The sequence below is a fragment of the Streptomyces sp. NPDC086766 genome, from assembly GCF_044746005.1.
Taxonomy (GTDB): domain Bacteria; phylum Actinomycetota; class Actinomycetes; order Streptomycetales; family Streptomycetaceae; genus Streptomyces.
The window spans coordinates 206,793-232,455 of record NZ_JBIVBI010000010.1; the positions used below are offsets into that span (position 1 = coordinate 206,793).

General features: G+C 71.5%; 19 protein-coding genes. 12 read left to right on the top strand and 7 right to left on the bottom strand.

Translation table 11 applies throughout. The features are described 5' to 3' along the window. Nucleotides 1-63: 63 nt before the first annotated feature. From ACIPM1_RS20260 to ACIPM1_RS20285, 6 genes are all read right to left on the bottom strand, one after another. A complete protein-coding gene (locus tag ACIPM1_RS20260; RefSeq protein WP_402436532.1) occupies nt 64-339 on the bottom strand; it encodes a hypothetical protein in 276 nt (91 codons plus the stop codon). Nucleotides 340-706: 367 nt separating this feature from the next. After that, nucleotides 707-2,611, bottom strand: coding sequence for a putative Ig domain-containing protein (locus tag ACIPM1_RS20265; protein WP_402436535.1), 1,905 nt, complete (start codon nt 2,609-2,611; stop codon nt 707-709). A gap of 610 nt (nt 2,612-3,221) precedes the next feature. Then, nucleotides 3,222-3,947 carry a class I SAM-dependent methyltransferase gene (locus tag ACIPM1_RS20270; RefSeq protein WP_402436538.1) on the bottom strand — a complete coding sequence of 242 codons (726 nt, stop codon included), beginning with the start codon at nt 3,945-3,947 and terminating at the stop codon, nt 3,222-3,224. 210 nt (nt 3,948-4,157) lie between these two features. Next, complete coding sequence (locus ACIPM1_RS20275) at nt 4,158-6,707, bottom strand: SpoIIE family protein phosphatase (protein ID WP_402436541.1); 2,550 nt, start codon at nt 6,705-6,707, stop codon at nt 4,158-4,160. A 149-nt stretch (nt 6,708-6,856) separates the two neighbouring features. After that, entirely contained in the window at nt 6,857-9,259 is a 2,403-nt protein-coding gene (locus ACIPM1_RS20280) for an MFS transporter (RefSeq protein WP_402436544.1), read from the bottom strand. A 211-nt stretch (nt 9,260-9,470) separates the two neighbouring features. Further along, nucleotides 9,471-9,914, bottom strand: coding sequence for an SRPBCC family protein (locus tag ACIPM1_RS20285; protein ID WP_356184093.1), 444 nt, complete (start codon nt 9,912-9,914; stop codon nt 9,471-9,473). A gap of 181 nt (nt 9,915-10,095) precedes the next feature. Between ACIPM1_RS20285 and ACIPM1_RS20290 the strand changes: the two genes are divergently transcribed. The 3 genes from ACIPM1_RS20290 to ACIPM1_RS20300 all read left to right on the top strand — a co-directional run bounded on the left by ACIPM1_RS20290 (nt 10,096) and on the right by ACIPM1_RS20300 (nt 13,679). Continuing rightward, entirely contained in the window at nt 10,096-11,169 is a 1,074-nt protein-coding gene (locus ACIPM1_RS20290) for an Rv2578c family radical SAM protein (RefSeq protein WP_402436548.1), read from the top strand. A gap of 135 nt (nt 11,170-11,304) precedes the next feature. Further along, nucleotides 11,305-12,918: an alpha/beta hydrolase gene (locus ACIPM1_RS20295; RefSeq protein ID WP_402436551.1), complete on the top strand. Its 1,614-nt coding sequence runs from the start codon at nt 11,305-11,307 to the stop codon at nt 12,916-12,918. A gap of 221 nt (nt 12,919-13,139) precedes the next feature. After that, nucleotides 13,140-13,679 carry a GNAT family N-acetyltransferase gene (locus ACIPM1_RS20300; protein ID WP_402436685.1) on the top strand — a complete coding sequence of 180 codons (540 nt, stop codon included), beginning with the start codon at nt 13,140-13,142 and terminating at the stop codon, nt 13,677-13,679. An 83-nt stretch (nt 13,680-13,762) separates the two neighbouring features. Here ACIPM1_RS20300 and ACIPM1_RS20305 read toward each other — a convergent pair whose 3' ends face one another. Then, nucleotides 13,763-14,338, bottom strand: a complete 576-nt coding sequence (locus ACIPM1_RS20305; protein ID WP_402436554.1) for an adenylosuccinate lyase — start codon at nt 14,336-14,338, stop codon at nt 13,763-13,765. A gap of 368 nt (nt 14,339-14,706) precedes the next feature. On the opposite strand from ACIPM1_RS20305, the gene ACIPM1_RS20310 reads away from it, so the two are divergent. The 9 genes from ACIPM1_RS20310 (at nt 14,707) to pssA (ending at nt 25,627) form a co-directional block, all read left to right on the top strand. Further along, a complete protein-coding gene (locus tag ACIPM1_RS20310) occupies nt 14,707-16,512 on the top strand; it encodes a 3-hydroxyacyl-CoA dehydrogenase family protein (RefSeq protein ID WP_402436557.1) in 1,806 nt (601 codons plus the stop codon). Between the two features lie 130 nt (nt 16,513-16,642). Beyond that, nucleotides 16,643-17,461, top strand: coding sequence for a TetR family transcriptional regulator (locus ACIPM1_RS20315; RefSeq protein WP_402436560.1), 819 nt, complete (start codon nt 16,643-16,645; stop codon nt 17,459-17,461). A gap of 428 nt (nt 17,462-17,889) precedes the next feature. Then, nucleotides 17,890-19,227 carry a crotonyl-CoA carboxylase/reductase gene (ccrA, locus tag ACIPM1_RS20320; RefSeq protein ID WP_402436688.1) on the top strand — a complete coding sequence of 446 codons (1,338 nt, stop codon included), beginning with the start codon at nt 17,890-17,892 and terminating at the stop codon, nt 19,225-19,227. Between the two features lie 17 nt (nt 19,228-19,244). Continuing rightward, a complete protein-coding gene (locus ACIPM1_RS20325) occupies nt 19,245-21,272 on the top strand; it encodes a protein meaA (RefSeq protein WP_356183804.1) in 2,028 nt (675 codons plus the stop codon). Continuing rightward, nucleotides 21,269-22,234, top strand: coding sequence for an HpcH/HpaI aldolase/citrate lyase family protein (locus ACIPM1_RS20330; RefSeq protein ID WP_402436565.1), 966 nt, complete (start codon nt 21,269-21,271; stop codon nt 22,232-22,234). Before ACIPM1_RS20325 ends, ACIPM1_RS20330 begins: the two co-directional genes overlap by 4 nt. A 5-nt stretch (nt 22,235-22,239) precedes the next feature. Further along, nucleotides 22,240-22,752 carry a MaoC family dehydratase gene (locus ACIPM1_RS20335; RefSeq protein WP_402436568.1) on the top strand — a complete coding sequence of 171 codons (513 nt, stop codon included), beginning with the start codon at nt 22,240-22,242 and terminating at the stop codon, nt 22,750-22,752. Nucleotide 22,753: 1 nt separating this feature from the next. Beyond that, entirely contained in the window at nt 22,754-23,959 is a 1,206-nt protein-coding gene (locus ACIPM1_RS20340; RefSeq protein WP_402436571.1) for an acyl-CoA dehydrogenase family protein, read from the top strand. Nucleotides 23,960-24,129: 170 nt separating this feature from the next. Next, nucleotides 24,130-24,786, top strand: coding sequence for a phosphatidylserine decarboxylase (locus tag ACIPM1_RS20345; protein ID WP_356183816.1), 657 nt, complete (start codon nt 24,130-24,132; stop codon nt 24,784-24,786). Between the two features lie 22 nt (nt 24,787-24,808). Beyond that, entirely contained in the window at nt 24,809-25,627 is an 819-nt protein-coding gene (gene pssA, locus ACIPM1_RS20350) for a CDP-diacylglycerol--serine O-phosphatidyltransferase (RefSeq protein WP_356184103.1), read from the top strand. Nucleotides 25,628-25,663 lie beyond the last annotated feature (36 nt).

Here is a 25,663-nt window from a genome sequence, read left to right on the forward strand (position 1 = left end):
CAGGCGAACTCGGGTGCCCGGAGCGGCGGTTGGACCGACGGCGCACCGGGCTCTCCGTCCACACTAGGGGGTGACCACCACGGTGACCTCGAAGCGGTCCTGGCCCGGCGGGCAGCGCATCGCCTCACCGCACGAGGTGCGCCGGGCGGTGACCCGCACGGTACCGGGCCCGGCGGCGGTGAACCGCGCGGAGGAGGCGCCGCAGCTCCGCCCGGGCGGGCAGGTCCGGGTGGGGGCGGCTCCGCCGCCGGAGGGGGCGAGCACCCGGGGGTCCGAGCCGGCCGGGGCCGACCAGTAGCCGCCGTGCAGGCGCACCTCGACGAGTGTGCCGGTGATCACACGGACGGTGGTTCCCCGTGCCCGCTCGTCGAGGACGACCCGACCGGAGGACGGCGCGGCGGACGCCGAGGGTGACGCGGACGGCGCGGGTGAGGTGGAGGACACGGAGGACGCAGACGCCGCGGACGAGCCCGACGGCGGCGGGGGCGGCGGGCCCGGGGACCCGGACGAGCAGCCGCCCAGGAGGGCCGTGAGGGCGGCGAACGCCAGACATGCGGCGAAGCGGGGCGCCAAGCGGGTGCGCGGGAGCGTCATGGACGGGCCCCTCCCCTTTCCGGACGGTTTGTGCCGATGAGACGGTTCCGCCCCGGCAGTGGTTCCCTGCCGGGGCGGAACACGTCGTGCTGTGCCGGGTGACCCGGTGGGGTCAGGAGGCGTTGAGGGCGGTGTCATCGACCACGAAGCTGGTCTGGAGGCTGGAGTCCTCGGTGCCGGTGAACTTCAGGGTCACCGTCTGACCGGCGTAGCTGGACAGATTGAACGACTTGAGCGCGTAGCCGCTCGCCGCGTTCAGGTTGGAGTAGGTGGCCAGGGTGGTGGAGCCGACCTGGACGGTCAGCTTGTCGTAGGCGCTGCTCGTGGTGGTCTCGGCGGTGTCGATGTGCAGGTAGAAGGAGAAGGTGGCGCTGCACCCGGCCGGGATGGTCACCGACTGGGACAGGGTGTCGGTGTGGGAGCTGCCGTAGCCGTCCATCCAGGCCTTCCAGCTGCCGGAGTGGGCGGGCTCACCGGTGGAGTTGTCGACCACGCCGGTGCTGGCCGTCCAGGGCGAAGCGGTGCCCGTCTCGAAGCCGGGGTTGCCGAGCTTCTGACCCGGGCTGGCGCAGCCGCTGGTGCTGCTGACGGTCCAGCTGAACGAGGTGCTGCCGGAGGCTCCCGTGCCGTCCTTGGCGGTCACCGTCACGGAGGAGGTGCCGGCCGTGGTCGCGGTGCCGGTGATCTTGCCCGTGGAGGAGATGCTGAGCCCGGCCGGCAGCCCGGTCGCGGTGTAGGTGAGGGACTGCGTGGAGTCGGAGTCCGAACCCGTCATCTGCAGGGACACGGCGGTGCCCACCGTGCTGCTCTGGTTGCCGGGGTTGTTCACGGTGACCGTGTTGCCGGTGCTGCCGCCGACGATCGCGTGCGTGATGGCGCAGTCGTTGGTGTCGTTGGACCAGCTCGCCTGCTCCGCGAAGGTGCCGGTCCCCATGGTGACGTTGGCCGCGCCGCCCGTGCTGCCCGGGGCGATCCAGGCGCATTCGTCGGAGTTCTCCTGGCCGTCGTAGGAGCTGCCCGTGTGGTTGGTCCAGCCGCCCGCCGGGTTCTGGTCCGACATCATCTCCTGCCACTCGTGGCCGAGGGTCATCGTCCACCCGTCCAGCGTGCCGGGCGAGTTGACGAAGCCCACGCCGCAGCCCGAGCCGGAGTCCATGTTGTACGGCTGGTTGCTGAACGCGATGTCGCCGTAGGAGGAGGTCACGGCGCCGCCGGTCAGCGTGGTGTCGCCGTTCCAGTCGTGCCAGGCGCAGTAGCTGCCCTGGTAGTTGTCCGGGTTGGTGCCGTGCGGGGAGAGGACGACGTAGTACGCGTCGCGGTTGGACGCGGCGGTGGTGTTGCCGAAGTGGCCGGCCGCCTTCACCGCCTCCGCGCCGAGCTGGTGCCCGGTCGCCGCGCTCGGCGAGGTGGTCGAGTTGTCGTACCAGACGCCGGAGAGGACGCCGCCGCTCTGGTACGGGATGAAGTTGGCGTTGGACGGGCAACTGGTCGCGCCGCTCGCCACGTTCGGGCCGTCGCACCACTGGGTGAGGTCGGCGGACCACCGCTCGCTTCCGGTGCCGATGTCCTTGAACATCTCCTGGGCCACCGGGGCCGCGCCGTCCGGGTCGCCGGAGAAGGTGGCGTCGCCGCTGGAGTTGGTGCCCTGCGTGCCCCACTGGGAGCCGTAGAAGACCAGGTAGACCTTGGAGTGGCCGCTCTGTACGCCGATGCCGTCGACGCCGCCGCCGTAGGACAGCGTCTGCGGTCCGGTCGCCGCCGTGGTCGCGGTCGTCGCCGGGTGCTGGGCCGCCCAGGCCTTCATCTGGGCGTGGCGCTGGATGGTCGGCAGGGCGCCGTGACGGTAGGGGTGCTGGTAGGCCGGGCTGTAGGGGTTGGATCTCACGGACGGGCCTGCGGCCTGGGTGGCGGCTGCCGCCTGGGGTATGGAGGCGAGTGCCGCACCGGTGAGCAGGGACAGCGACGCGAGACCGGTCAGGGTCGCTCGGAGCGCGCCGCGGGCGTGGGGATTACCCATGGGGGGTGGGACCTTTCTGCGACAGGCCTCCGCCGTGGGGCGGCGGAGGTGAGCTGCGGGGACGCCGACGCGGCAGCTCACCAGGCGCACCGGCTCCGGGCGCCGGGGACGACGTCCTTGCACCGCCGGACAGGACAGCAGGCCCCAGTGGCACCACTCGACCACGCGGGTTCCGGGCGGCCGGGAATCCACGAGGTGTCGCAATTCGCTGGGAGAGCGCGATCCTTGACCGAAAGACGCTTGCTGAGTGATGCCTTGTCAGACGTCCGAAGCAAAGCAGGGTGACGTGTTCCGGTCAATCGACTGGAATGCGGCCTTACTTTTTTCTTACAGAGGGCGTTCGCGGCCTTCCAGGCACGCTTGTCCGGCCCTCGGCGAACCGCCGTTTTCCGCAGGTCGGCGCAGTGACGGCAAGGGCGGGGGCGGCGCGATCACCCGAACGCCCGCCGCGTGCCGCTCGCCGCCGTCGGTGTCCATTCGGCGCCCCCAAACCCGGCCACGGGGAAAAGGGAGGAATGCATTTCGTCAAGAGTCGCTTTTCAGAACCCCGTTGTTCTCCCGTGGGTTTCTGCTCCCCTCGCGGGGACCGTCATCGCCACGTCCTGGTCTTTCAGCAGGTACGCCCGGCCACGCACCACCGTGAGGGCAGCTCGATCCTGCTCCCGTCGGGCCGGGACTCGACGGTCGTCAGCGGAAGTTCACCGTGCGCCAGGACGGCCAGGCCGGCCGCGCGCAGGTATTCCGGCACGGCGTCGTCCGCGACGTCTCCGGGCACGATGCCGTGCCGGAGGACGGGCGCCAGCTTGGGCGGCGGGCCGGCGGGACTGCGCGCCAGACCGGCCAGGAGAGCGCGGGCGGCCTCGGAGGGCTCGACCAGGAAGACCCGCCCGCGCTGCCCGGCCAGGGCGGCGAGCGCGTCCACGAGCGGCTGCCGGTCGTCCGGCTCGCACTGGTGCAGCACGCCCCGCATGTAGACGTTCGCGTCGCCCAGCTCCGCGTGCAGCGTCTCCGCCTCGCGCTTGTCGGTGGCGTCGAGCACGCGGTACGCGGCCTGCCCGGCCGGGTCGGAGCGCCGGGCGCGGTCGACGGCCGAGGCCGACAGGTCGACGCCGAGGACGCGCGGGAAGCGGTCGGCGAGGAAGCGGGTCTGGGTGCCGTTGCCGCAGCCGAGATCGACCAGCGGCAGCCCGGGATCGGTGAGATGCGGGTGGAACAGCGGCAGATGGAGAGCGGCGGTCAGCGCGGGCTCGGCGTCCCAGAACACCGCGCCCGTCTCCTCGGGCGCCTCGCGCCAGAAACCCTCCCAGGCCAGGCGGTACCGACTCGTCACGCTCATGCCCAACTCCCCGGAATCCACAGGCGATCCGTCCTCGTGACGGGCGCGTACGGCCGGTCTACCGCGCGCCGGTCGCCCTCACAAGCGCCGGGCGCGTTCCTTCACCACGCGTGTCGCCGACGTCCCGGGACAGCACACCCGGCCGCGTCGGCGCCCGGGTGCGGGCCGGACCGGGCGGCGCCCGAGCACGGGCGACGGACGCCCCCGGTCTCAGCGACGCGGCAGCGTCAGCTCGAACCAGACCGTCTTGCCGGTGCCGGTCCGGCTGGTGCCCCACTCCCGGGCGAGGGCGCTGACCACGCGCAGCCCGCGCCCGGACTCGTCGCCGGGACCGGCGCTCGTCAGCGTGGGCAGCTCGTGGTCGTCGTCGTCCACCTCGCACAGCAGCGTGTCGCCGCGGACGAGCCGCAGCGCGACCGCACCGCCGCGGGAGTGCCGTACGGCGTTGGTGACCAGCTCGCTGACCAGCAGCTCGGCCGGATCGGCGAGCCGGGCCAGACCCCACACGTGGAGCTGCTCCCGGACCACGGCACGGGCGCGGGCGGCCTGGCCGGGCTCGCGGGCGAGCCGCCACTCGGCGACGTCGTCCGGCGCGATGCCGTTGAGGCGGGCCATCAGCAGCGCCACGTCGTCCTTGCGGCCGTCGCGCGTGTTCAGGGCGCGGATGATCGTGTCGCAGGCCTCGTCCATGGCCGCCGCCGGGTGCGCGGCGGACGCGCACAGCGTGGCGAGGCCGACACCGATGTCCTCGCCGCGCATCTCGACCAGCCCGTCGGTGCACATCACCAGGCGGTCGCCGGGCCGCACCCGCACGCGTACGGTCTCGAAGGGCACTCCGCCGACGCCGACGGGTGCGCCGGTGGGCAGGTCGAGCAGCTCGCTCCGGCCGTCCCCGGCACGGACCAGGACCGGCGGGACGTGGCCCGCGTTGGCCAGGAGCAGCTCGCTCGCGATGGGGTCGTACACGGCGTACAGACAGGTCGCGAGGTAGGTGTCGCCGAGCCGCTGGGCGAGGTCGTCGAGGTGGCGCAGCAGTTGGGCGGGCGGCAGGTCGAGCGCGGCCATGGTCTGCACGGCGGTGCGCAACTGGCCCATCATCGCGGCGGAGTTCAGGCCGTGGCCCATGACGTCGCCGACGACGAGGGCGGTGCGCGCGCCGGGCAGCTTCACCGAGTCGAACCAGTCCCCGCCGACCCGGCCGAGCAACGTGCCGGGGAGGTAGCGGGTGGCGATGTCGCAGCCCGCCCGGCGCGCCGGGATGCGCGGCAGCATGCTGTCCTGGAGGGTCTCGGCGACGCTCTCCTGGTGGGTGTACATGCGGGCGTTGTCGAGCACGAGGCCCGCGCGGGCGGCGAGTTCGGCGCCGGTGACCCGGTCCATGTCGTTGAACTCGGCGCGCTCGGGGTGGCGCAGCAGGACCATGAAGCCGAGGACGACATTGCGGGCCTTGAGCGGGACCACGAGCATGGAGCGGTGGGTGATCAGGGGCCGGATGTCGCGCTTCTCGAACTGCGAGGCGATGGCGTGCCCCATCGGCTCGCTGATGCGCGGCACCAGCACGGGCTCACCGGTGGTCATGCACTGGAAGAACGGGGTGTGCGCCGGGAACGGCATGGCCTCGCCGACGGGCACGACGTCGTCCCAGCGGCCGGGTTCGTCGGTGTGCTCCACGGCCACCCGGTGCCACAGGGTGGTGGTGTCCGGCACCCCGTCGGGAAACCCCTCTCCGGCGACGACCTGTTCGCGCAGATAGGTCCCGGCGACATCGGTGAAGCGGGGCACGACGGCCTTGCTGACCTCGACGACGGTCCGGGCCAGGTCCAGCGAGGTGCCGATCCGGCCGCTCACCTCGTTGAGGAACTCCAGGCGCTCGCGGACGGCCGCGTGCTCCAGGTCCTCGCCCGGGTCGCCGGCGTCCTCCTCGGGCGCGGGCAGTCCCTGGGCCGCGGCCCGCGCGGCCCGTTCGCGGCGCGCCCTGCGCCCGGCGCGCCGGGGCACGCCCCAGTCGGGCGTGACGGGCACTCGGTCGTTCTGGCTGAACTCCAGTACCGGGTAGCCGAGTTCGAGCACCTGGGCGACGATCCGGGCGCTCTCCCCGACGCTCATGCTGGGCAGGATCTCGGGCAGCCGCCGGGCGAGGTCCTCGGCGCCGGGGAAGTCGGTGTGCAGGGCGAAGGCGGGCGCGATCCGCTCGGGCACCTCTCTTGCGCCGGCCTCCCCGGGGTCGTCGGGGCGCAGCCCGCCCGCGTCCGCGGCGAGCACCAGCAGCCGCTCCGGTCCCGGCCCCACCAGCGGGTACGCCCACCACAGCACGTCGGCCCGGCCCGGCTCCCCGGACGGGCGTGCTCCGGCGTCGTCCCGCTCGTGCCCGTGCGCGTGATCTGGCTCGGGCACGGGCACAGTGAGGCGGGCGCGGCCCGCGGCCGGGTAGGACAACCGTCCGTCGAGGGAGGACTCCAGGCCCGGCCCGAGCCCGTCGCAGGCGGTGTACGACCGGTGGGTGACCTCGTCGGTCTCCTCCGGCAGCGCGCCGGAGACGGGCAGCAGGTCGGCCGCAGGGCGGCCGATCGCCTCCTCCTTGGCGGTGCCGAACAACCGCCGCGCACCCCTGCTCCAGTGGGAGACCAGCCCGTCGCGGTCGACCACGACCACGGCCAGCGGGACGCGGCCCGCCGCGGCGTCCCCCGCCACTGCCCCCACCGCCGCGCCGCTCCCCGCTCCGCGGCTGGGAGGTGCGTCCCTGTCGGTGCCACGGTCCATGGCCCGGCCCTCTCTCCGCACGGCTCCGCAAGATCTGTTCCCCCGCCGACCACGGTACGGCGGCGGTCCGTCACGATGTGCGGCAACAGCGGAATTCGTACCGGCCGGTCACACCGGCGCACCGGCGTGCGCCCCCCCGGCGGGCCGGGTCAGTCCTCGTGGCCGAGCTGGAGATCCCGTTCCGTCCGTCCGCCGCCCGCCACCTGGAGCACGGTGGCCACCGGCGGATAGCCCGCCGCGATCACGGTGTACTCGCCGGAGGCCAGGTCGACGAACCGGAACGTTCCGTCGGGGCCGGTGGTGAGCGTGTCGACCACGTTGCCCGCGGCGTCCAGCAGGGTGACGCGCGCGTCCTCGACGGGCCGGCCGCCGGGGGCGCGAACCGTCCCGCGGAGCACGGCGCCGCCCGCGAGTTCGACGTCCTGCCGGGTCTCCCGCGCGGCCTGCACGCCGACGGGGAGCGCGGCGGGGCGGAAGGCGTGCGCGCTGGCGGCGAGGGTGTACTCCCCGGCGACGAGTTCGGTGAGGACGTAGCCGCCGTCGCGCCCGCTGCGGGTGCCGGCGACAACCTCCCCGTGCACGTTGGTCAGCGTCACGGTGGCGTCCCGCACGGGGGTGCCGTCCGCGGTGCGCACAAAGCCCGCGAGGCGTCCGGCGCCGCCGAGCACCACGTCGAGGTCGACGGACCGCTCGCCGACGGTCACGCTCACCGCCTGCGGCTGGTGCCCGCCGGCCGCCGCGATCAGGACGTAGGCGCCGGTGCCCGGGGTGGACAGCGCGTAGCGTCCGTCCTCGCCGCTCGCGCCCCGCCCGATCTGCTGCCCGGTCACGTCGATGAGGGTGAGCGCCGCGCGGGGGACGGCCGTGCCGTCGGTGTGCCGCACCGTGCCGCACACGGGGACGCCCGCGGGGACACCGGCGGCGTACGCCGAACGGGCCTGCGGGACGACGGCGCCGTCCTGGGTGGTCTCCGTCTCGGGAGCGGGGGTGTGGTGGGACACCAGGGGTTTCTCCTTGAGGAAGAAGGCGATCAGCAGACCGAGGACGAGCACCGGCACCAGGTAGAGGAAGATCCGCGGCATGGCGTCGGCGTACGCCTGGACGTAGGCGTCGCGCAGGGCCGGCGGCAGGGCGCGCACCCGCTGCGGGGTGATCGACTCGGGGTCGGGGAGCACGGCTCCGGCGCGCGCGGGGACGCGTGCGGCCAGGGCGTCGGTGAGCCGCCCGGCGAAGAGGGTGCCGAAGACCGCGGCGCCGACGCTGCCGCCGATCTGCCGGAAGTAGTTGTTGGCGCTGGTGGCGGTGCCCAGGTCCGCGGGGCGCACGGAGTTCTGCACGGCCAGGACCAGGACCGGCATCACCAGGCCGATCCCGGCCCCGAGGACGGCCATCCACACGCTGTAGTGCAGCCGCGGGGTGTCGGTCCGGAGGTGGGAGAGCAGCCACATGCCGACGGCGGACAGGGCGCAGCCGAGGAGGGGTTGGGCCCGGTAGCGGCCGGTACGGCTGATGAGCTGCCCCGAGGCGACGGACGCCACCACGATGCCGCCCATCATGGGCAGCATCAGCAGGCCCGACTCGGTGGCCGAGGCGCCGTCGACCATCTGGAGGAAGGTGGGCAGATAGCTGGCGGCGCCGAACAGCGCGACCCCGACCACGAGTCCGACCAGGGCGGTGACGTTGAAGACGGAGTCCCGGAACAGCCGCGGCGGGATGAGGGGTTCGGCGGCGAACCGCTCGGCGGCGAGGAAGAGGGCGGCGCACAGGGCGGCGCCCGCGGCGAGGCCGAGAACGACGCGCGAGTCCCAGGCGTATTCGGTGCCGCCCCAACTGGTCAGCAGCACCAGGCAGGTCGAGGCCCCGGCGAGCAGCAGGGTGCCCGGCACGTCGAGGCGGCCCCGCGCCACCGGCCTCGGCAGCTTGAGCACCGCGGTGACCACCGCGAGGGTCACCAGGCCGAAGGGGACGTTGATGTAGAAGCACCAGCGCCACGAGAGGTGGTCGGTGAAGTAGCCGCCGAGCAGCGGCCCCGCGATGGAGGCGAGGCCGAAGGCGGCACCGATGAGCCCCATGAACCGCCCGCGCCGCCGGGGCGGCACGATGTCCGCGATGATGGCCTGCACGCCGATCATCAGCCCTCCCGCGCCGACGCCCTGGACGGCGCGGAAGGCGATCAGCTGGTCCATGGTCCGCGCCCGGCCGGCGAGCCCCGAGCCGACGACGAAGACGACGATGGCGAACTGGAAGACGCCCTTGCGGCCGAGGAGATCGCCGAGCTTGCCGTAGACCGGCAGACCGATGGTGGCGGTGAGCAGGTAGGCGGTGATCGCCCAGGACATCCGGTCCAGTCCGTGCAGCTCACCGACGATCTTCGGGAGCGCGGTGGCGACGATCATCTGCTCCAGCGCCGCGAGGAGCAGGGCGAGCATCAGCCCGACGAAGACCAGCCGCACCCGGCGGGGGTCGAGGTGGGCGGCCGGGGCCGGTGGCGCGAGGGGGACCTCCGGCGGCGCGACGGCCGGTTCGTCCTGCACCAGAGTGATCCCGCCCACGTCGCCGCTCCCTCGTCGCGCCTGCCGCACATTTCCGCGTAAAGCGACAACTGTGAGCAAGCGCGACGAGTTACGCCACCGAGCCGGGCGCCGGGGAGATCCACTCGAACCGGTGAGGCGCCAACGGGCCCTGGCGGCAAACCCGTTGGGCCCGCAGGGCGACGGGGAGCGCGGACCGGGGGATCCGCCGGCCCGCTCCCCGCCCTCCCGGCTACTTCTCGGTCTCGGCGGCGAGGTTGGCGAGCACGGCGTCGTAGATCCGGGCGAGGCCCTTGGGCGCGAAGGTGCGCTCGAAGAAGCCGCCGATGCCGCCGGCGCCGTTCCAGGTGGTCGTGACGACGACCCGCGAGCTGCCCTCACCGGCCGGGGTGACCCGCCAGGTGGTGACCATCGAGGAGTTGCGGTCCTTCTCCACGAGCTCGCCGTCGGTGGGCTCGGTCACCTCCAGCAGGCAGTCGCGGATCCGCTTGCTGGTGGCCTGGAGCTTCCAGTGGACGAGGGTGCCCTCGCCGTCGCCGCCCTCGCGCACCTCGTACTCGCTGAAGTGCTCGGGCAGCAGCCTCTCGCGGGTGCCGCTGTAGTCGGCGAGGGCGTCGAACACCTTCTCCGCGTCCGCCGCGACGACCCGCTCCGTAGTGGCCTCGACCTGCGCCATCAGGTTCCTCCAGGGCATCCGTTCTCAAGGTCGGGACAAAGCCAACCACCCCGCTCCCCGGCCACCCAAATCGGGGTCGGCAAGTGATCGATCCAGGTGCGTTCGGCGATCGGATACGACCCTCGCACGATCATGCGAACGAATGTTCTATTATGTGCGGCAGTGCTATCGAGGAGGCGTCATGCGCTGGGAGAACCTCACCGTGGACCCGGACCGCAGCCGGGCCGACGCCGCGCTGTTCGGCGCGGACGCCGTGGTCACCCGCACCGTCGACACGCCCGAGTTCCGCGGCATCACCTTCCACGAGATCCGGGCCCGCTCGATCATCAACCGGGTCCCGGGCGCCTCGCGCATGCCCTTCGAGTGGACGGTCAACCCCTACCGCGGCTGCTCGCACGCCTGCGTGTACTGCTTCGCCCGCAAGACGCACAGCTATCTGGACCTGGACACCGGCATCGGCTTCGACACCCAGATCGTGGTCAAGGTGAACGCACCGGAGCTGCTGCGCCGCCAGCTGGCCTCGCGCCGCTGGCGGGGCGAGCACATCGCGATGGGCACCAACGTGGACTGCTACCAGCGCGCCGAGGGCCGCTACCGCCTGATGCCGGGCATCCTGACCGCCCTGCGCGACCACGCCAACCCCTTCTCGATCCTCACCAAGGGCACGCTGATCCTGCGCGATCTCGACCTGCTGAGGCAGGCCGCCGAGGTGACCGAGGTCGGCGTCTCGGTCTCCGTGGGCTTCACCGACCCCGAACTGTGGCGCACCGTGGAGCCGGGCACGCCCGCGCCCCATCGCCGGCTGGACGTCGTGCGCGTCCTCGGCGAGCACGGCATCGGCTGCGGTGTGCTGATGGCGCCGGTGATTCCCTTCCTGAGCGACCACCCGGCCCAACTGCGCGCCACGGTAAGGGCGATCGCGGAGGCGGGGGCCACCTCCGTCACGCCGCTGGCGCTGCATCTGCGGCCCGGCGCCCGCGAGTGGTTCACGGCCTGGCTCGGAGAGCACCACCCCCATCTGGTGCGCCGCTACGAACGGCTCTACGCCGACGGTGCCTACGCCCCCAAGTGGTACCAGCGCCGGATCACCCGTCAGGTCCACGAGCTGGCCCAGGAGTACGGCATCGGACCCACGCGCGCGGGGATGCCGCGCCGCGTCCGCCCGTCCGGGCCGGCGCCCGAGCCGGGGACCGGCCGGACACCCGGGTCGACGCCGCCCTCCACGACCGAACCGACTCAACTCACGCTCATTTGAGGTCATTCGAGGGCTTAGCACGATCCAATCGGGTCAAGAATTGCCGGAACACGCTCTTCCGGCGGTGTCATCCGGGACGATGCGGCGAGGGCCGCCAGACCTGCGGTCCGCAGCCTTTCCGTTCTGGGAGCACGCATGAGAAAACGCGCTGCCGTACTGTGCGGCGCCGCCGTCGTCGTGGCCGGATCGTTCACCGCCGTCCCCGCCGACGCGAGCACCACGCACTCCGCGGTCACCGCTCAGCCCGCCAAGGTGAGCTGGAAGAAGTGCGGCACCACCGAACACCCGACGCTCCAGTGCGGGACCCTGCGGGTGCCGCTGGACTACCGGCATCCGTCCGGACAGAAGATCACACTGGCGCTGTCCCGCGTCCCGCACACCGCCAAGACGTACCAGGGGCCGCTGCTGGTGAACCCCGGCGGGCCCGGCGGCAGCGGTCTGTCGCTGGCCGGGTTCGTCGCCTCCTCGCTGCCCAAGGCGGTCGCGGCCCAGTACGACGTGATCGGCTTCGATCCGCGCGGAGTGGGCGCGAGCAAGCCGGCCCTCGACTGCAAGCCGGGCTACTTCAAGCCGGTCCGCCCGGACTCGGTGCCGAGCACGCCGGCCGTCGAGAGGGCCAACCTCACCCGCGCCAGGTCCTTCGCCGCGGCCTGCGGCAAGAAGTACGCGAGCGTGCTGCCGTACATCGACACGGTCAGCGCCGCCACGGACATGGACTCGATCCGCAGGTCCCTCGGCGCCAAGAAGATCAACTACTTCGGTTACTCCTACGGCACCTACCTCGGCTCGGTGTACGCCAAGCTGTTCCCGCAGCGGGTGCGCCGGCTGGTGCTGGACTCCATCGTCGACCCGACCGGCGTCTGGTACGACGACAACATCCGGCAGGACTACGCCTTCGACGCCCGCCACCGCGCCTTCATGGCCTGGGTCGCCAAGTACGACGCGACCTACAAGCTGGGCACCGACCCCGCCGTGGTCGAGGCCAAGTGGTACGCGATGCGCGCGGCGCTCGCGAAGAAGCCCGCGGGCGGGAAGGTCGGCGCCTCGGAACTGGAGGACACCTTCATCCCGGGCGGCTACTACAACGGCTACTGGCCCACCCTCGCCCAGGCGTTCGCGGCGTACGTCAACGGCAAGAAGACCGGCCCGCTGGTGAAGGCCTACGGCAGCATGGCCGCCGTCGACGCCTCGGGCGACAACGGCTACAGCGTCTACACCGCCGTGCAGTGCCGCGACGCCGCCTGGCCCCGCGACTGGCACCAGTGGCGCAAGGACAACTGGTCGGTGTACGCGAAGGCGCCGTTCATGGCCTGGAACAACGCCTGGTACAACGCACCGTGCGCGTTCTGGCCGACCAGGACGCTGCGCCCGGTGAACATCGCCAACGGCAAGCTGCCGCCGGTGCTGCTGTTCCAGGCGACCGACGACGCGGCCACCCCGTACGAGGGCGGTGTCACGGTGCACCACCTGCTGGCGCGCTCGAGCCTGGTGGTCGAACAGGGCGGCGGCAACCACGGCATCACGCTGAGCGGGAACTCCTGCCTGGACAAGTACCTGTCCGCGTACCTGAGCAACGGCACGGTGCCGCGCGGCCACCACGGCGACGCCGACGCGGTCTGCCAGAAGCTGCCCGACCCCAAGCCGGCGGCCGCGAAGACGAAGGCGGCCTCCACGTCGGAGGCGGTCGCGCCGGCGTCGGACGCCCCGCGCGGTGCGACGCTGCACGGGCTGCTCGGCTTCCGCAACTGACGTACGCCTGAGAGCCCTTCGGGGGCGGGGATGATCGGACCCATGGTCCACCATGGACCCATGAGTCGTCCGACCGGAAACCCCGCCCCCGAAGGGCTCGCCCATGCCTGGCGGTTCCGTCACACCGCCCTTCGGGCCGGGAGCCCCCTGGCGGTGGGCCCATGACGCCCCCGCCTCCGCCCCAGCCCCAGCCGCAACCCCGGCCTCCGCGCGTGCGGGAGATGACGCTCGCCGACTGCGGCCCGGTGGCGGAGATCCGGGTGCGCGGCTGGCAGACCGCCTATCGGGGTCTCGTTCCGCAGTCGCACCTCGACGCCCTCAGCGTGGAGCGGGACGCCGAAGTGCGCCGCACCCTCCTCACCCGGGACGCGGGCCGCGCGGTGAACCTGGTCGCCGTGGGGGCACCTCCCAGGCCGTCCAGGCACTGGGGGAAACACGGCGAGATCGTCGGCTGGGCCTGCCACGGCCCCTACCGCGAAGGCGAAGTCCACACGGAGGACGCCGAGTTGTACGCCGTCTACGTGGCCCCGGGCCACTGGTCGGCGGGTGTCGGGCGGGCTCTGTTGCGGGAGTCGACGCGGCGCTGCGCGGCCGCCGGACACCCGAGGATGCTCCTGTGGGTGCTCAAGGACAACGCCCGGGCCCGCCGGTTCTACGAGCGGGCCGGCTTCCGTCCCGACGGCGCCGAGGAGCCCTTCGAGGTGGACGGTGTCGCCGTGCCCGAGGTGCGGTACGCGCGTTCGCTGACGACCGTCGGCTGAGCCGGCCGGCGCCGGCCCGGAGTCCGCGCCGACCGGTCGCGAGGCGCGGTCAGCGCCGGCGCGGGATGCGGGACAGGGCCCGGTCAGCGCTGACGCGGGATGCGGGACAGGGCGCGGGTCGCGGCTTCGGCGAGGGCCGGGTGGGCGAGGGCCTCGGTCAGGACGGGCCGGGCGCGGGCGTCGCCCAGCGAGCCGAGGCCCTCCACGCAGGCCAGGGCCACCCGCCGGTACGGGTCGTGCGGGCGCAGCCGGCGCTCCAGGGTGGTGATCAGCGCGGGCACGGCCTCGGGGGCGCGCAGCTCGGTCAGCAGGCGCACCGGGTGCAGCGCGTACGCCACGCGCAGCTCGTTGGTGGCGAGGGCGGCCGCGGCGCGGGCGGTGCGGGGGTCGCCGAGGCGCGCCAGGGCGTAGGCGGCACCGGCGCAGCGCTGCGGGTCGCGGTGGTTGAGGAACAGCACGAGGGACTCGAAGGCGCGCCGGTCCCCCGTCAGCCCCAGCCGGAACGCGGCCAGTTCCCTGGCCCACAGCGGCTGCCCGGGGGCGGTGAGGACCTCGGCCAGTTCGTCCGGGTCGCCGGTCGCCACCAGATGCCCGTAGGCCGCCGAGTCGCCGGACTCCTGCCGTAAGCGCTCCGTGAGTGATCGCAACTCCTCGTCCACGACACTCACCCTAGGGCCGGCGGGCGGTGTGCGGGACCTACATCACAAACCCGGGGGCTGGCGCGCTCGTTACCCGCGGGTTAAGCTCAGACGAGCGAGTTACCCCCTCGCACTTTCTCGCAGTGGCCTGGTGACGCAGCCACTGCGAGTGTTGTCGGTTCGGTGCCTCAGGTACCGCAGTACGACCCGGCTCCGGGACAGAGCCGGTCGGATCCGCCGGATCCCCGGACGTGTGCGCGTCCGCGGCGACGGCACCGGGCGTGTGCGCTCGCAGCCCGGCAACACCCGCACTCCTTTCCGCACCCGGTGCGCCCGACGGCGCACCGGGTCGCGCTCCCAGTCGTCACCCTCATTTCTGGAGTCCCGCGATGGCCTCTCCCCTCTCCGACACCTCCCTGTCCCCGCTGAAGACCGTCGCCGTCGTCGGCCTCGGCACCATGGGCACCGGCATCACCGAAGTCCTCGCCCGCGCCGGCCGCGAGGTCGTCGGCATCGACATCAGCGAGGCCGCGGCAACCGCCGCCGTCGCCGCCCTGGAGTCCTCCACCGCCCGCGCCGTCGAGCGCGGCCGCCTGACCGAGGCGGAGCGCGCGGACGTCCTCGCCCGGGTCCGCACCTCCACCGACCTCGGGTCGGCGGCCGCCGCCGACCTGGTCATCGAGGTGGTGCCGGAGTCGTACGAGATCAAGCACCAGATCTTCCGGGAACTGGACGGCATCGTGCGGCCCGAGACGATCCTGGCCACCGGCACCAACGCGCTGTCGGTGACCCGGCTGGCCGCCGACTCGGCGCGTCCGGAGCGGGTGCTGGGCCTGCACTTCTTCAACCCGGCGCCGGCGATGAAGCTGGTGGAGGTCGTCTCCTCGGTGCTGACCGCCCCGCAGGCCGTCCAGGCGGTCACCGACCTCGCCCTGGAACTGGGCAAGGAGCCCGTCGCGGTCGGCGACCGGCCCGGCTTCGTCGCCGACGGCCTGCTGTTCGGCTACCTCAACCAGGCGGCCGCGATGTACGAGGCGAAGTACGCCTCGCGCGAGGACATCGACGCCGCGATGCGGCTGGGCTGCGGCCTGCCGATGGGCCCGCTGGCGCTGCTGGACCTGATCGGCATCGACACCGCGCGCACGGTCCTGGAGGCCATGTACGCCGAGTCGCGCGACCGTCTGCACGCCCCGGCGCCGATCCTCAAGCAGCTCAGCGAGGCGGGCCTGACCGGCCGCAAGTCGGGCCGCGGCTTCTACACCTACGAGGCGCCGGGCGGCGGCAGCGTCGTGCGGGACGCCCTCACCCCGCTCGACGGCGACAGCCTCGCCCCGGGCCGTGCGGTCCGCTCGGTGGGCGTCGCCGGCTCCGGCACCATGGCCTCCGGCATCGCCGAGGTCTTCGCCAAGGGCGGGTACGAGGTGGTCCTGGCCGCCCGCAGCGCGGAGAAGGCGCAGGCCGCCAAGGCCCGGATCGGCAAGTCCCTGGCCCGCTCGGTCGACAAGGGCCGCATGACGGCGGAGGCCGCCGCGCAGACCCTGGACCGGATCACCGCCACCGGCAGCTACGACGACTTCGCCGACGTCGACCTGGCCGTGGAGGCCGTGGCCGAGGACCTGCAGGTCAAGCAGCAGCTGTTCGCCACGCTGGACAAGGTCTGCAAGCCGGGCGCGGTCCTGGCCACCACCACCTCCTCGCTGCCCGTGGTCGCCTGCGCCCGCGCCACCTCGCGCCCGCAGGACGTGATCGGCATGCACTTCTTCAACCCTGCGCCGGCGATGAAGCTGGTCGAGGTGGTGCGCACGGTCCTGACGGCGGACGAAGTCCACGCCACGGTCCGCGAGGTCTGCGGGCGGATCAGGAAGCACGCCGTCGACTGCGGCGACCGGGCCGGGTTCATCGTGAACGCGCTGCTGTTCCCGTACCTCAACAACGCGATCAAGATGGTGGAGGAGCACTACGCCTCCCTCGACGACATCGACGCCGCGATGAAGCTCGGCGGCGGCTACCCGATGGGCCCCTTCGAGCTGCTGGACGTCGTCGGCCTGGACGTCTCGCTGGCCATCGAGAAGGTCCTCCACCGCGAGTTCCGCGACCCGGGCCTGGCCCCGGCGCCGCTCCTGGAGCACCTGGTGGCCGCGGGCTGCCTCGGCCGCAAGACGGGCCGCGGCTTCCGCGAATATGCCCGGCGCTGACCGGGGCGGCGGGCGGGACGGGCGGGAGTGGGGCGGGCTGCTGGACCCGGCAGCCGCTCCCCCGCCCGCCGAGGACGGCGGAAGCCGGGGACATGCGCACCACGCTGCGCGGATGCAGTACGTTCGGGTCATGTCCCAGCCCGCCAGGTCCTCCCGTACACCAGCTACGCCCGACGCGCCGGAAAGTGCCGCAGGCTCTCGCGCCGCCGCCCAACGGCTCAAGATGCGCCGGGAACTGGCGGCCGCCGCGATGGAACTCTTCGCGACGAAGGGCTACGAGGCGACCACCGTCGACGAGATCGCGGCGGCGGCCGGAGTCGCCCGCCGCACCTTCTTCCGCCACTTCCGCTCCAAGGAAGAGGCGATCTTCCCGGACCACGACGACACCCTGATCCGCGCCGAGGCCGTCCTCAACGCCGCCCCGGCGCACGAGCACCCGCTCGACACCGTGTGCCGCGGCATCAAGGAGGTCATGCGGATGTACGCGGCCCGGCCGGAGATCTCGGTCGCCCGCTACAAGCTGACCCGCGAGGTGCCCACGCTGCGCGAGGCGGAGATCGCCTCCGTGGCCCGCTACGAGCGCCTCTTCACGCGGTACCTGCTCGGCCACTTCGACGAGCGGGCGCACGCCGACGACGCCAACGACGACCCGCTGCTCGCCGAGGTGGCCGCCTCCGCCGTGGTCACCGCGCACAACCACGTGCTGCGCCGCTGGCTGCGGGCGGGCGGCCAGGGGGACGTCGAGGCGCAGCTCGACCACGCCTTCGCCATCGTCCGCAAGACGTTCGGCACCGGGATCGGCGCCGGCCGCACCACGGCCCCCGCGCCGGCCGAGGCGCCCCCCGCCGCGGTCTCCCAGCAGGGCGAGGTGCTGGTGGCACTGGCCCGCACCGACGCGCCGCTGGCCGAGGTGATGCGGACCATCGAGGAGGCGCTGAAGGAGCGCTGAGACCCCTCCGCCGTACGGCGGGCGCTGTGATGACGGCCACCCTTCGGGGTGGCCGTTTTGGCATGTCAGGGGCCCTTTTCTGGGAGCTTCGCGAGCCGATTCGATCGATCATCGCTCATTTGTTACGTAAAGATTTCGCCTGAGCGAAAGTTCTGGCACTCAGTGCCTTGCGAGGTGACACGCGGTGTCATACGTTGAAGGAGTCCGGGCGGCCGGCGTGCAGAGACCGTACGCACGTCGGCTGTCCCAGCAAGCCAACGGCCTGCCCGCCCGGACGCCTGCGTCACAGGCACCTCCCGCGCCACAAAGCGCTGCCGAAGCACCATCCGCCGAACCGACGGCACACCCTCACCCAACCTCAGCAGCACCGACGTAACCCTCAGCGCCCCTCCCTCAGGGCGCTCTTCGCCGGAGGCAACACCGTGACCGTGAAGGACATCCTGGACGCGATCCAGTCGTCGGACTCCACGTCCGCCGACTTCGCCGCTCTGCCGCTCCCCGAGTCGTACCGCGCGATCACCGTCCACAAGGACGAGACGGAGATGTTCGCGGGCATGCAGACCCGCGACAAGGACCCGCGCAAGTCGCTGCACCTGGACGAGGTGCCGCTGCCCGAACTGGGCCCGGGCGAGGCCCTGGTGGCCGTCATGGCCTCCTCGGTCAACTACAACTCGGTGTGGACCTCGATCTTCGAGCCGCTGTCCACCTTCGGGTTCCTGGAGCGCTACGGGCGCACCAACGAGCTGGCCAAGCGCCACGACCTGCCGTACCACATCATCGGCTCCGACCTCGCGGGCGTCGTCCTGCGCACCGGCCCCGGCGTCAACGCCTGGCGGCCCGGTGACGAGGTCGTCGCGCACTGCCTGTCCGTCGAGCTGGAGTCGAGCGACGGCCACAACGACACGATGCTCGACCCCGAGCAGCGCATCTGGGGCTTCGAGACCAACTTCGGCGGCCTCGCCGAGATCGCCCTGGTCAAGTCGAACCAGCTGATGCCGAAGCCGGACCACCTCAGCTGGGAGGAGGCCGCCGCCCCGGGCCTGGTCAACTCGACCGCGTACCGGCAGCTGGTCTCCCGCAACGGCGCCGGCATGAAGCAGGGCGACAACGTGCTCATCTGGGGCGCCAGCGGCGGCCTCGGCTCCTACGCCACCCAGTTCGCGCTGGCCGGCGGCGCCAACCCGATCTGTGTCGTCTCCAGCGACCAGAAGGCGGACATCTGCCGGTCCATGGGCGCCGAGGCGATCATCGACCGCAACGCCGAGGGCTACAAGTTCTGGAAGGACGAGAACACCCAGGACCCGAAGGAGTGGAAGCGCTTCGGCAAGCGCATCCGCGAGCTCACCGGCGGCGAGGACATCGACATCGTCTTCGAGCACCCGGGCCGCGAGACCTTCGGCGCGAGCGTCTACGTCACCCGCAAGGGCGGCACCATCACCACCTGCGCCTCCACCTCGGGCTACATGCACGAGTACGACAACCGCTACCTGTGGATGTCCCTGAAGCGCATCATCGGCTCCCACTTCGCCAACTACCGCGAGGCCTGGGAGGCCAACCGCCTCATCGCCAAGGGCAAGATCCACCCGACGCTGTCCAAGGTGTACTCGCTGGAGGACACCGGCCAGGCCGCCCACGACGTGCACCGCAACGTCCACCAGGGCAAGGTCGGCGTGCTGTGCCTGGCCCCCGAGGAGGGCCTGGGCGTGCGCGACCAGGAGATGCGCGCCCAGCACATCGACGCCATCAACCGCTTCCGGAACGTCTGAGCCACCGGAGGTCACAGATGACTGAGCGTCAGAAGGACCGGCCGTGGCTCATGCGCACGTACGCCGGTCACTCCACGGCCGAGGCGTCCAACGAGCTGTACCGGCGCAACCTCGCGAAGGGGCAGACGGGTCTGTCGGTGGCGTTCGACCTGCCGACACAGACCGGCTACGACTCCGACCACGTCCTCGCCCGCGGCGAGGTCGGCCGGGTCGGCGTGCCGGTCGCGCACCTCGGTGACATGCGCCGGCTGTTCCAGGACATCCCCCTGGAGCAGATGAACACCTCGATGACGATCAACGCCACCGCCATGTGGCTGCTGGCGCTCTACCAGGTCGTCGCCGAGGAGCAGGGCGCGGACATCACCAAGCTCCAGGGCACGACCCAGAACGACATCGTCAAGGAGTACCTCTCCCGCGGCACGCACGTGTTCCCGCCGGGACCGAGCCTGCGCCTGACGACGGACATGATCGCGTACACGGTCTCCCACATGCCGAAGTGGAACCCGATCAACATCTGCAGCTACCACCTGCAGGAGGCCGGGGCCACGCCGGTGCAGGAGATCGCGTACGCGATGTCCACCGCGATCGCCGTGCTCGACGCCGTGCGCGACAGCGGCCAGGTGCCGCAGGAGCGCATGGGCGACGTGGTCGGCCGCATCTCCTTCTTCGTCAACGCGGGCGTCCGCTTCGTCGAGGAGATGTGCAAGATGCGGGCGTTCGGCCGCATCTGGGACAGGATCACGCACGAGCGGTACGGCATCGAGAACCCCAAGCACCGCCGCTTCCGCTACGGCGTCCAGGTCAACTCCCTCGGGCTGACCGAGGCGCAGCCGGAGAACAACGTCCAGCGGATCGTGCTGGAGATGCTCGCGGTGACCCTCTCCAAGGACGCCCGCGCGCGGGCCGTGCAGCTGCCCGCCTGGAACGAGGCCCTGGGCCTGCCCCGCCCCTGGGACCAGCAGTGGTCGCTGCGCATCCAGCAGGTGCTCGCCTACGAGAGCGACCTGCTGGAGTACGAGGACATCTTCGAGGGCTCGAAGGTGATCGAGGCGAAGGTGGACGAGCTGGTCGCCCAGTCCCTCGCCGAGATCGAGCGCATCCAGGAGATGGGCGGCGCGATGGCCGCCGTCGAGTCCGGCTACCTGAAGTCGCAGCTGGTCGCCTCGCACGCCGAGCGCCGTGCCCGGATCGAGTCGGGCCAGGAGAAGATCGTCGGCGTGAACGCCTTCGAGGGCACCGAGCCCAACCCGCTCACCGCCGACCTGGACACCGCGATCCAGACGGTGGACCCGGCGGTCGAGGCCCGGGTCATCGAGTCCCTCCAGCACTGGCGCGACACCCGCTACCAGCCGCCCTTCAACCACCCGCGCCCCTGCAAGGCGCTGGAGCGGCTGAAGGAGGCGGCCAAGGGCACCGGCAACCTCATGGAGGCCACCCTGGAGTGCGCCCGCGCCGGCGTCACGACCGGCGAGTGGGCCGGGGCCCTGCGCGAGGTGTTCGGCGAGTTCCGGGCGCCGACCGGCGTGTCGTCCGCCCCGGTGGCCGTCGCCGCCGAGGAGGGCACCGGCCTGGCCCGGGTGCGCCGGAAGGTGGACCTGACGGCGCGCGACCTCGGGGTCGGCAAGCTGCGCTTCCTGGTCGGCAAGCCGGGCCTGGACGGGCACTCCAACGGCGCCGAGCAGATCGCCGTGCGAGCCCGCGACGCCGGGTTCGAGGTCGTCTACCAGGGCATCCGGCTCACCCCGGAGCAGATCGTGGACGCGGCCCTCGCCGAGGACGTGCACGCGGTGGGCCTGTCCATCCTCTCCGGCTCGCACGCCCAGCTGGTGCCGGACGTGCTGGAGCGGCTGCGTGTGGCCGGTGCCACAGATATACCGGTGATCGCCGGTGGCATCATCCCGAATGGTGACGCCGAGCAGCTCAGGTCCGCCGGCGTGGCCGCCGTCTTCACCCCGAAGGACTTCGACATCACCGGGATCATCGGCCGCATCGTCGACGAGATCCGGAAAGCGAACAAGCTCGACCCCCTGGAGGTCCCCGCATGACCACCCCCATCAACCGCCTTCGCCCGCGGCGCTCCTGCCTCGCCGTGCCGGGAAGCAACCCCCGCTTCCTGGAGAAGGCACAGGGCCTCCCCGCCGACCAGGTCTTCCTGGACCTGGAGGACGCGTGCGCGCCGCTCGCCAAGCCCGAGGCCCGGCACACCATCGTCAAGTTCCTCAACGAGGGCGACTGGACGGGCAAGACCAGGGTGGTGCGCGTCAACGACTGGACGACCGAGTGGACGTACCGCGACGTCGTGACGGTCGTCGAGGGCGCGGGGCAGAACCTCGACTGCATCATGCTGCCGAAGGTGCAGGACGCCCAGCAGGTCGTCGCCCTGGACCTGCTGCTGACGCAGATCGAGAAGACCATGGGCTTCGAGGTCGGCCGGATCGGCATCGAGGCGCAGATCGAGAACGCCCAGGGCCTCAACAACGTCAACGAGATCGCGCAGGCCTCCCCGCGCGTGGAGACGATCATCTTCGGCCCGGCCGACTTCATGGCCTCCATCAACATGAAGTCGCTGGTCGTGGGCGAGCAGCCGCCCGGCTACCCGGCGGACGCCTACCACTACATCCTGATGAAGATCCTGATGGCCGCCCGCGCCAACAACCTCCAGGCGATCGACGGCCCCTACCTCCAGATCCGCAACGTCGACGGCTACCGCGAGGTGGCCCAGCGTGCCGCGGCCCTCGGCTTCGACGGCAAGTGGGTGCTGCACCCGGGCCAGGTCGAGGCGTCCAACGAGATCTTCTCGCCGTCCCAGGAGGACTACGACCACGCCGAGCTGATCCTGGACGCGTACGACTACTACACGTCCGAGGCGGGCGGCAAGAAGGGCTCCGCGATGCTCGGCGACGAGATGATCGACGAGGCCAGCCGCAAGATGGCCCTGGTCGTCTCCGGCAAGGGCCGGGCCGCCGGCATGCAGCGCACGTCGAAGTTCGAGATCCCGGAGGCCTGAGCGCGATGCAGTTCGGACGCACCTACGAGGAGTTCGAGGTCGGGGCGACGTACAAGCACTGGCCGGGCAAGACGGTCACGGAGTACGACGACCACCTGTTCTGTCTTCTCACCATGAACCACCACCCGCTCCACATGGACGTCAACTACGCCGAGAAGACGACGGACTTCGGCAAGAACGTCGTGGTGGGCAACTACATCTACTCGCTCCTGCTCGGCATGTCCGTGCCGGACGTCTCCGGCAAGGCGATCGCCAACCTGGAGATCGAGTCGCTCAAGCACGTGGCGCCCACCTTCCACGGCGACACGATCTACGGCGAGACGACCGTGCTCGACAAGTGGCCGTCGAAGTCGAAGAACGACCGCGGCATCGTCCACGTCGAGACCAGGGGCTACAAGCAGGACGGCACCCTGGTCTGCGTGTTCCGCCGCAAGGTGATGGTGCCGACCGAGACGTACATCAAGGAGCGCGGCGGCGAGCAGCCCGGCCGCCCGGACCTGAAGCAGCAGGAGAAGTGAGATGAGCCGTCTCGCCCAGACCCACGGCCTCACGGACGTCCAGCGGGAGATCGTCTCCACCGTCCGGGACTTCGTGGACAAGGAGATCATCCCGGTCGCGACCGGGCTGGAGCACCGCGACGAGTACCCGCAAGCGATCGTCGACGGCCTGAAGGAACTCGGCCTGTTCGGACTGATGATCCCCGAGGAGTACGGAGGTCTGGGCGAGTCCCTCCTGACGTACGCCCTGTGCGTGGAGGAGATCGCCCGCGGCTGGATGTCGGTGTCCGGCATCATCAACACGCACTTCATCGTGGCGTACATGCTCAAGCAGCACGGCACGCAGGAGCAGAAGGACCACTTCCTGCCGAGGATGGCGGCCGGCGACATCCGCGGCGCCTTCTCGATGTCGGAGCCGGCCCTCGGCTCCGACGTGTCGGCGATCTCGTCGAAGGCGGTGAAGGACGGCGACGAGTACGTCCTGAACGGTCAGAAGATGTGGCTGACGAACGGCGGTACGTCCTCGCTCGTCGCCGTGCTGGTGCGAAGTGACGAAGGACACCCCGAGGGCACCGCGCCCCACAAGTCCATGACCACCTTCCTGGTCGAGAAGGAGCCCGGCTTCGGAGAGGTCCGCCCCGGCCTCACCATCCCGGGCAAGATCGACAAGATGGGCTACAAGGGCGTCGACACCACCGAGTTGATCATGGACGGCCTGCGCATTCCGGCCGATCGGGTGCTCGGCGGCGTCACCGGCCGGGGTTTTTACCAAATGATGGACGGAGTCGAGGTCGGCCGCGTGAATGTGGCGGCCCGTGGCTGCGGCGTCGCGCAGCGTGCGTTCGAACTCGGCGTCCAGTACGCCCAGCAGCGCCACACCTTCGGCAAGCCGATCGCGCAGCACCAGGCGATCCAGTTCAAACTCGCCGAAATGGCCACCAAGGTCGAGGCCGCGCATGCGATGATGGTGAACGCAGCGCGCAAAAAGGACTCCGGTGAGCGAAACGACCTCGAGGCAGGGATGGCGAAGTACCTCGCCTCCGAGTACTGCAAGGAGGTCGTGGAGGACGCCTTCCGGATCCACGGCGGCTACGGCTTCTCCAAGGAGTACGAGATCGAGCGCCTCTACCGCGAGGCTCCGATGCTGCTCATCGGTGAGGGTACCGCCGAGATCCAGAAAATGATCATCGGCCGCAGGCTGCTCGAGGAGTACCGGTTCCAGGGCTGAATGTCCCGCTTCGGGGTGTTTTCTTCGAGAAGAAGATCACACCCCGTCAGCGGCCTTCGGCCGCCGACTCGGCTGCTCGACTTACCCAGTTGTGGCCCTGAACCGCTACGATCGCCGGAAAGCCGCCGTCCCCCGTCAGAGCGCGGCATCATCCGCTACGAAGGTCATCCATGCCCCACAGCCAAACCTCTGCACCACGCGACAGCCGAGCCGGCGTACGCCTCGCGCGCGGAGCATCGCCGTGGCTTCTCCCGACCGTCGCCACCGCAGCCCTCAGCCTGGCACGCTCCCGCCGCTCGGGTGCCGCCAAGGCCGTCGCCGTCCCCGCCACCGCGCTCGCCGCGGGGATGCTGTGGTTCTTCCGCGACCCCGAGCGCGAGATCGCCCAGGGGAGGGTCATCTCCCCCGCCGACGGTGTGGTGCAGAGCATCATGCCGTGGAAGGACGGCCGCACCCGCGTCGCGATCTTCATGAGCCCGCTGAACGTCCACGTCAACCGCGCCCCGCTGGCCGGCACGGTGACGTCGGTCGAGCACGTCCCCGGTGGGTTCGTGCCGGCGTTCAACAAGGAGAGCGAGAACAACGAGCGGGTCGTCTGGCACTTCGACACCGAGCTCGGTGACATCGAGATGATCCAGATCGCCGGCGCGGTGGCCCGGCGCATCGTTCCGTACATCCCGCGGGGCACCAAGGTCGAGCAGGGCGACCGGATCGGTCTGATCCGCTTCGGCTCGCGCGTCGACCTCTACCTGCCGGAGGGTGTCGAGGTCGCGGTGGAGGTCGGCCAGAAGACGGTGGCTGGGGTGACTCGCATTGACCGTGATTGATCCAGACACCCAGACCGGCTGGGTGCCCGAGGCCGACGCCGCGGACGACGAGGAGGAGATGCCCCTCTCGCTGCGCCTGTCGATAGCGGACACCCTCACCCTCGGCAACGCCACGTGCGGCTTCATGGCGGTGTACTTCACCACCACCGGGATCCTGATCCCGCACCTCACGGGCAGCCAGGAGTCGGGCATGGCCCGGCACAGCGCCGCCACGGCGGTCATCCTGATGCTGTGCGCGGCGGTCTTCGACCTCTTCGACGGCCTCGTCGCCCGCAAGCTGCGCTCGTCGCCGATGGGCGCGGAGCTGGACAACCTCTCCGACCTCATCAGCTTCGGCCTGGCGCCGGCGTACTTCGTGCTGGTCTACGGCATGGTCGCCGACGACGCCCACCAGCGGGTGGCCGCCCTCGGCGCGATCGTGGTGCTGCTGGCCGTGGTGCTCCGGCTCGCGCGCTTCAGTTGCGTGACGATGAAGGACGGCATCTTCCAGGGCATGCCCTCGCCGTTCGGCGCGCTGACGGTGGTCTCCATCGTGCTGCTGGAGCTGCCCTTCGTGGCGACGCTGCTGGCCATCCTGGGCATCGCGTGGCTGATGGTGAGCCGTGTGGAGTACCCGAAGCCGCGCGGCCGCCTGGCGGTCGCGATGCTGTCGTGGATCGTACTGTCCATGGGCCTGCTGGCGGCCTGGGCCTTCGACGCCCCGAGCGGCCAGCTGCTGCTGCAGACGGGCTGCGCGCTCCAGCTGGTGATGGGCGCGGTGATCCCGCTGTTCGCCACGGCGCGCCGGGTGCACCACTTCCGCGACAACCGGCGTGAGGCGCGGGCGGCGCAGCTGCCGTAGACGGTCGCCTCCGTCGACAGACGAACGAGGGGCCCC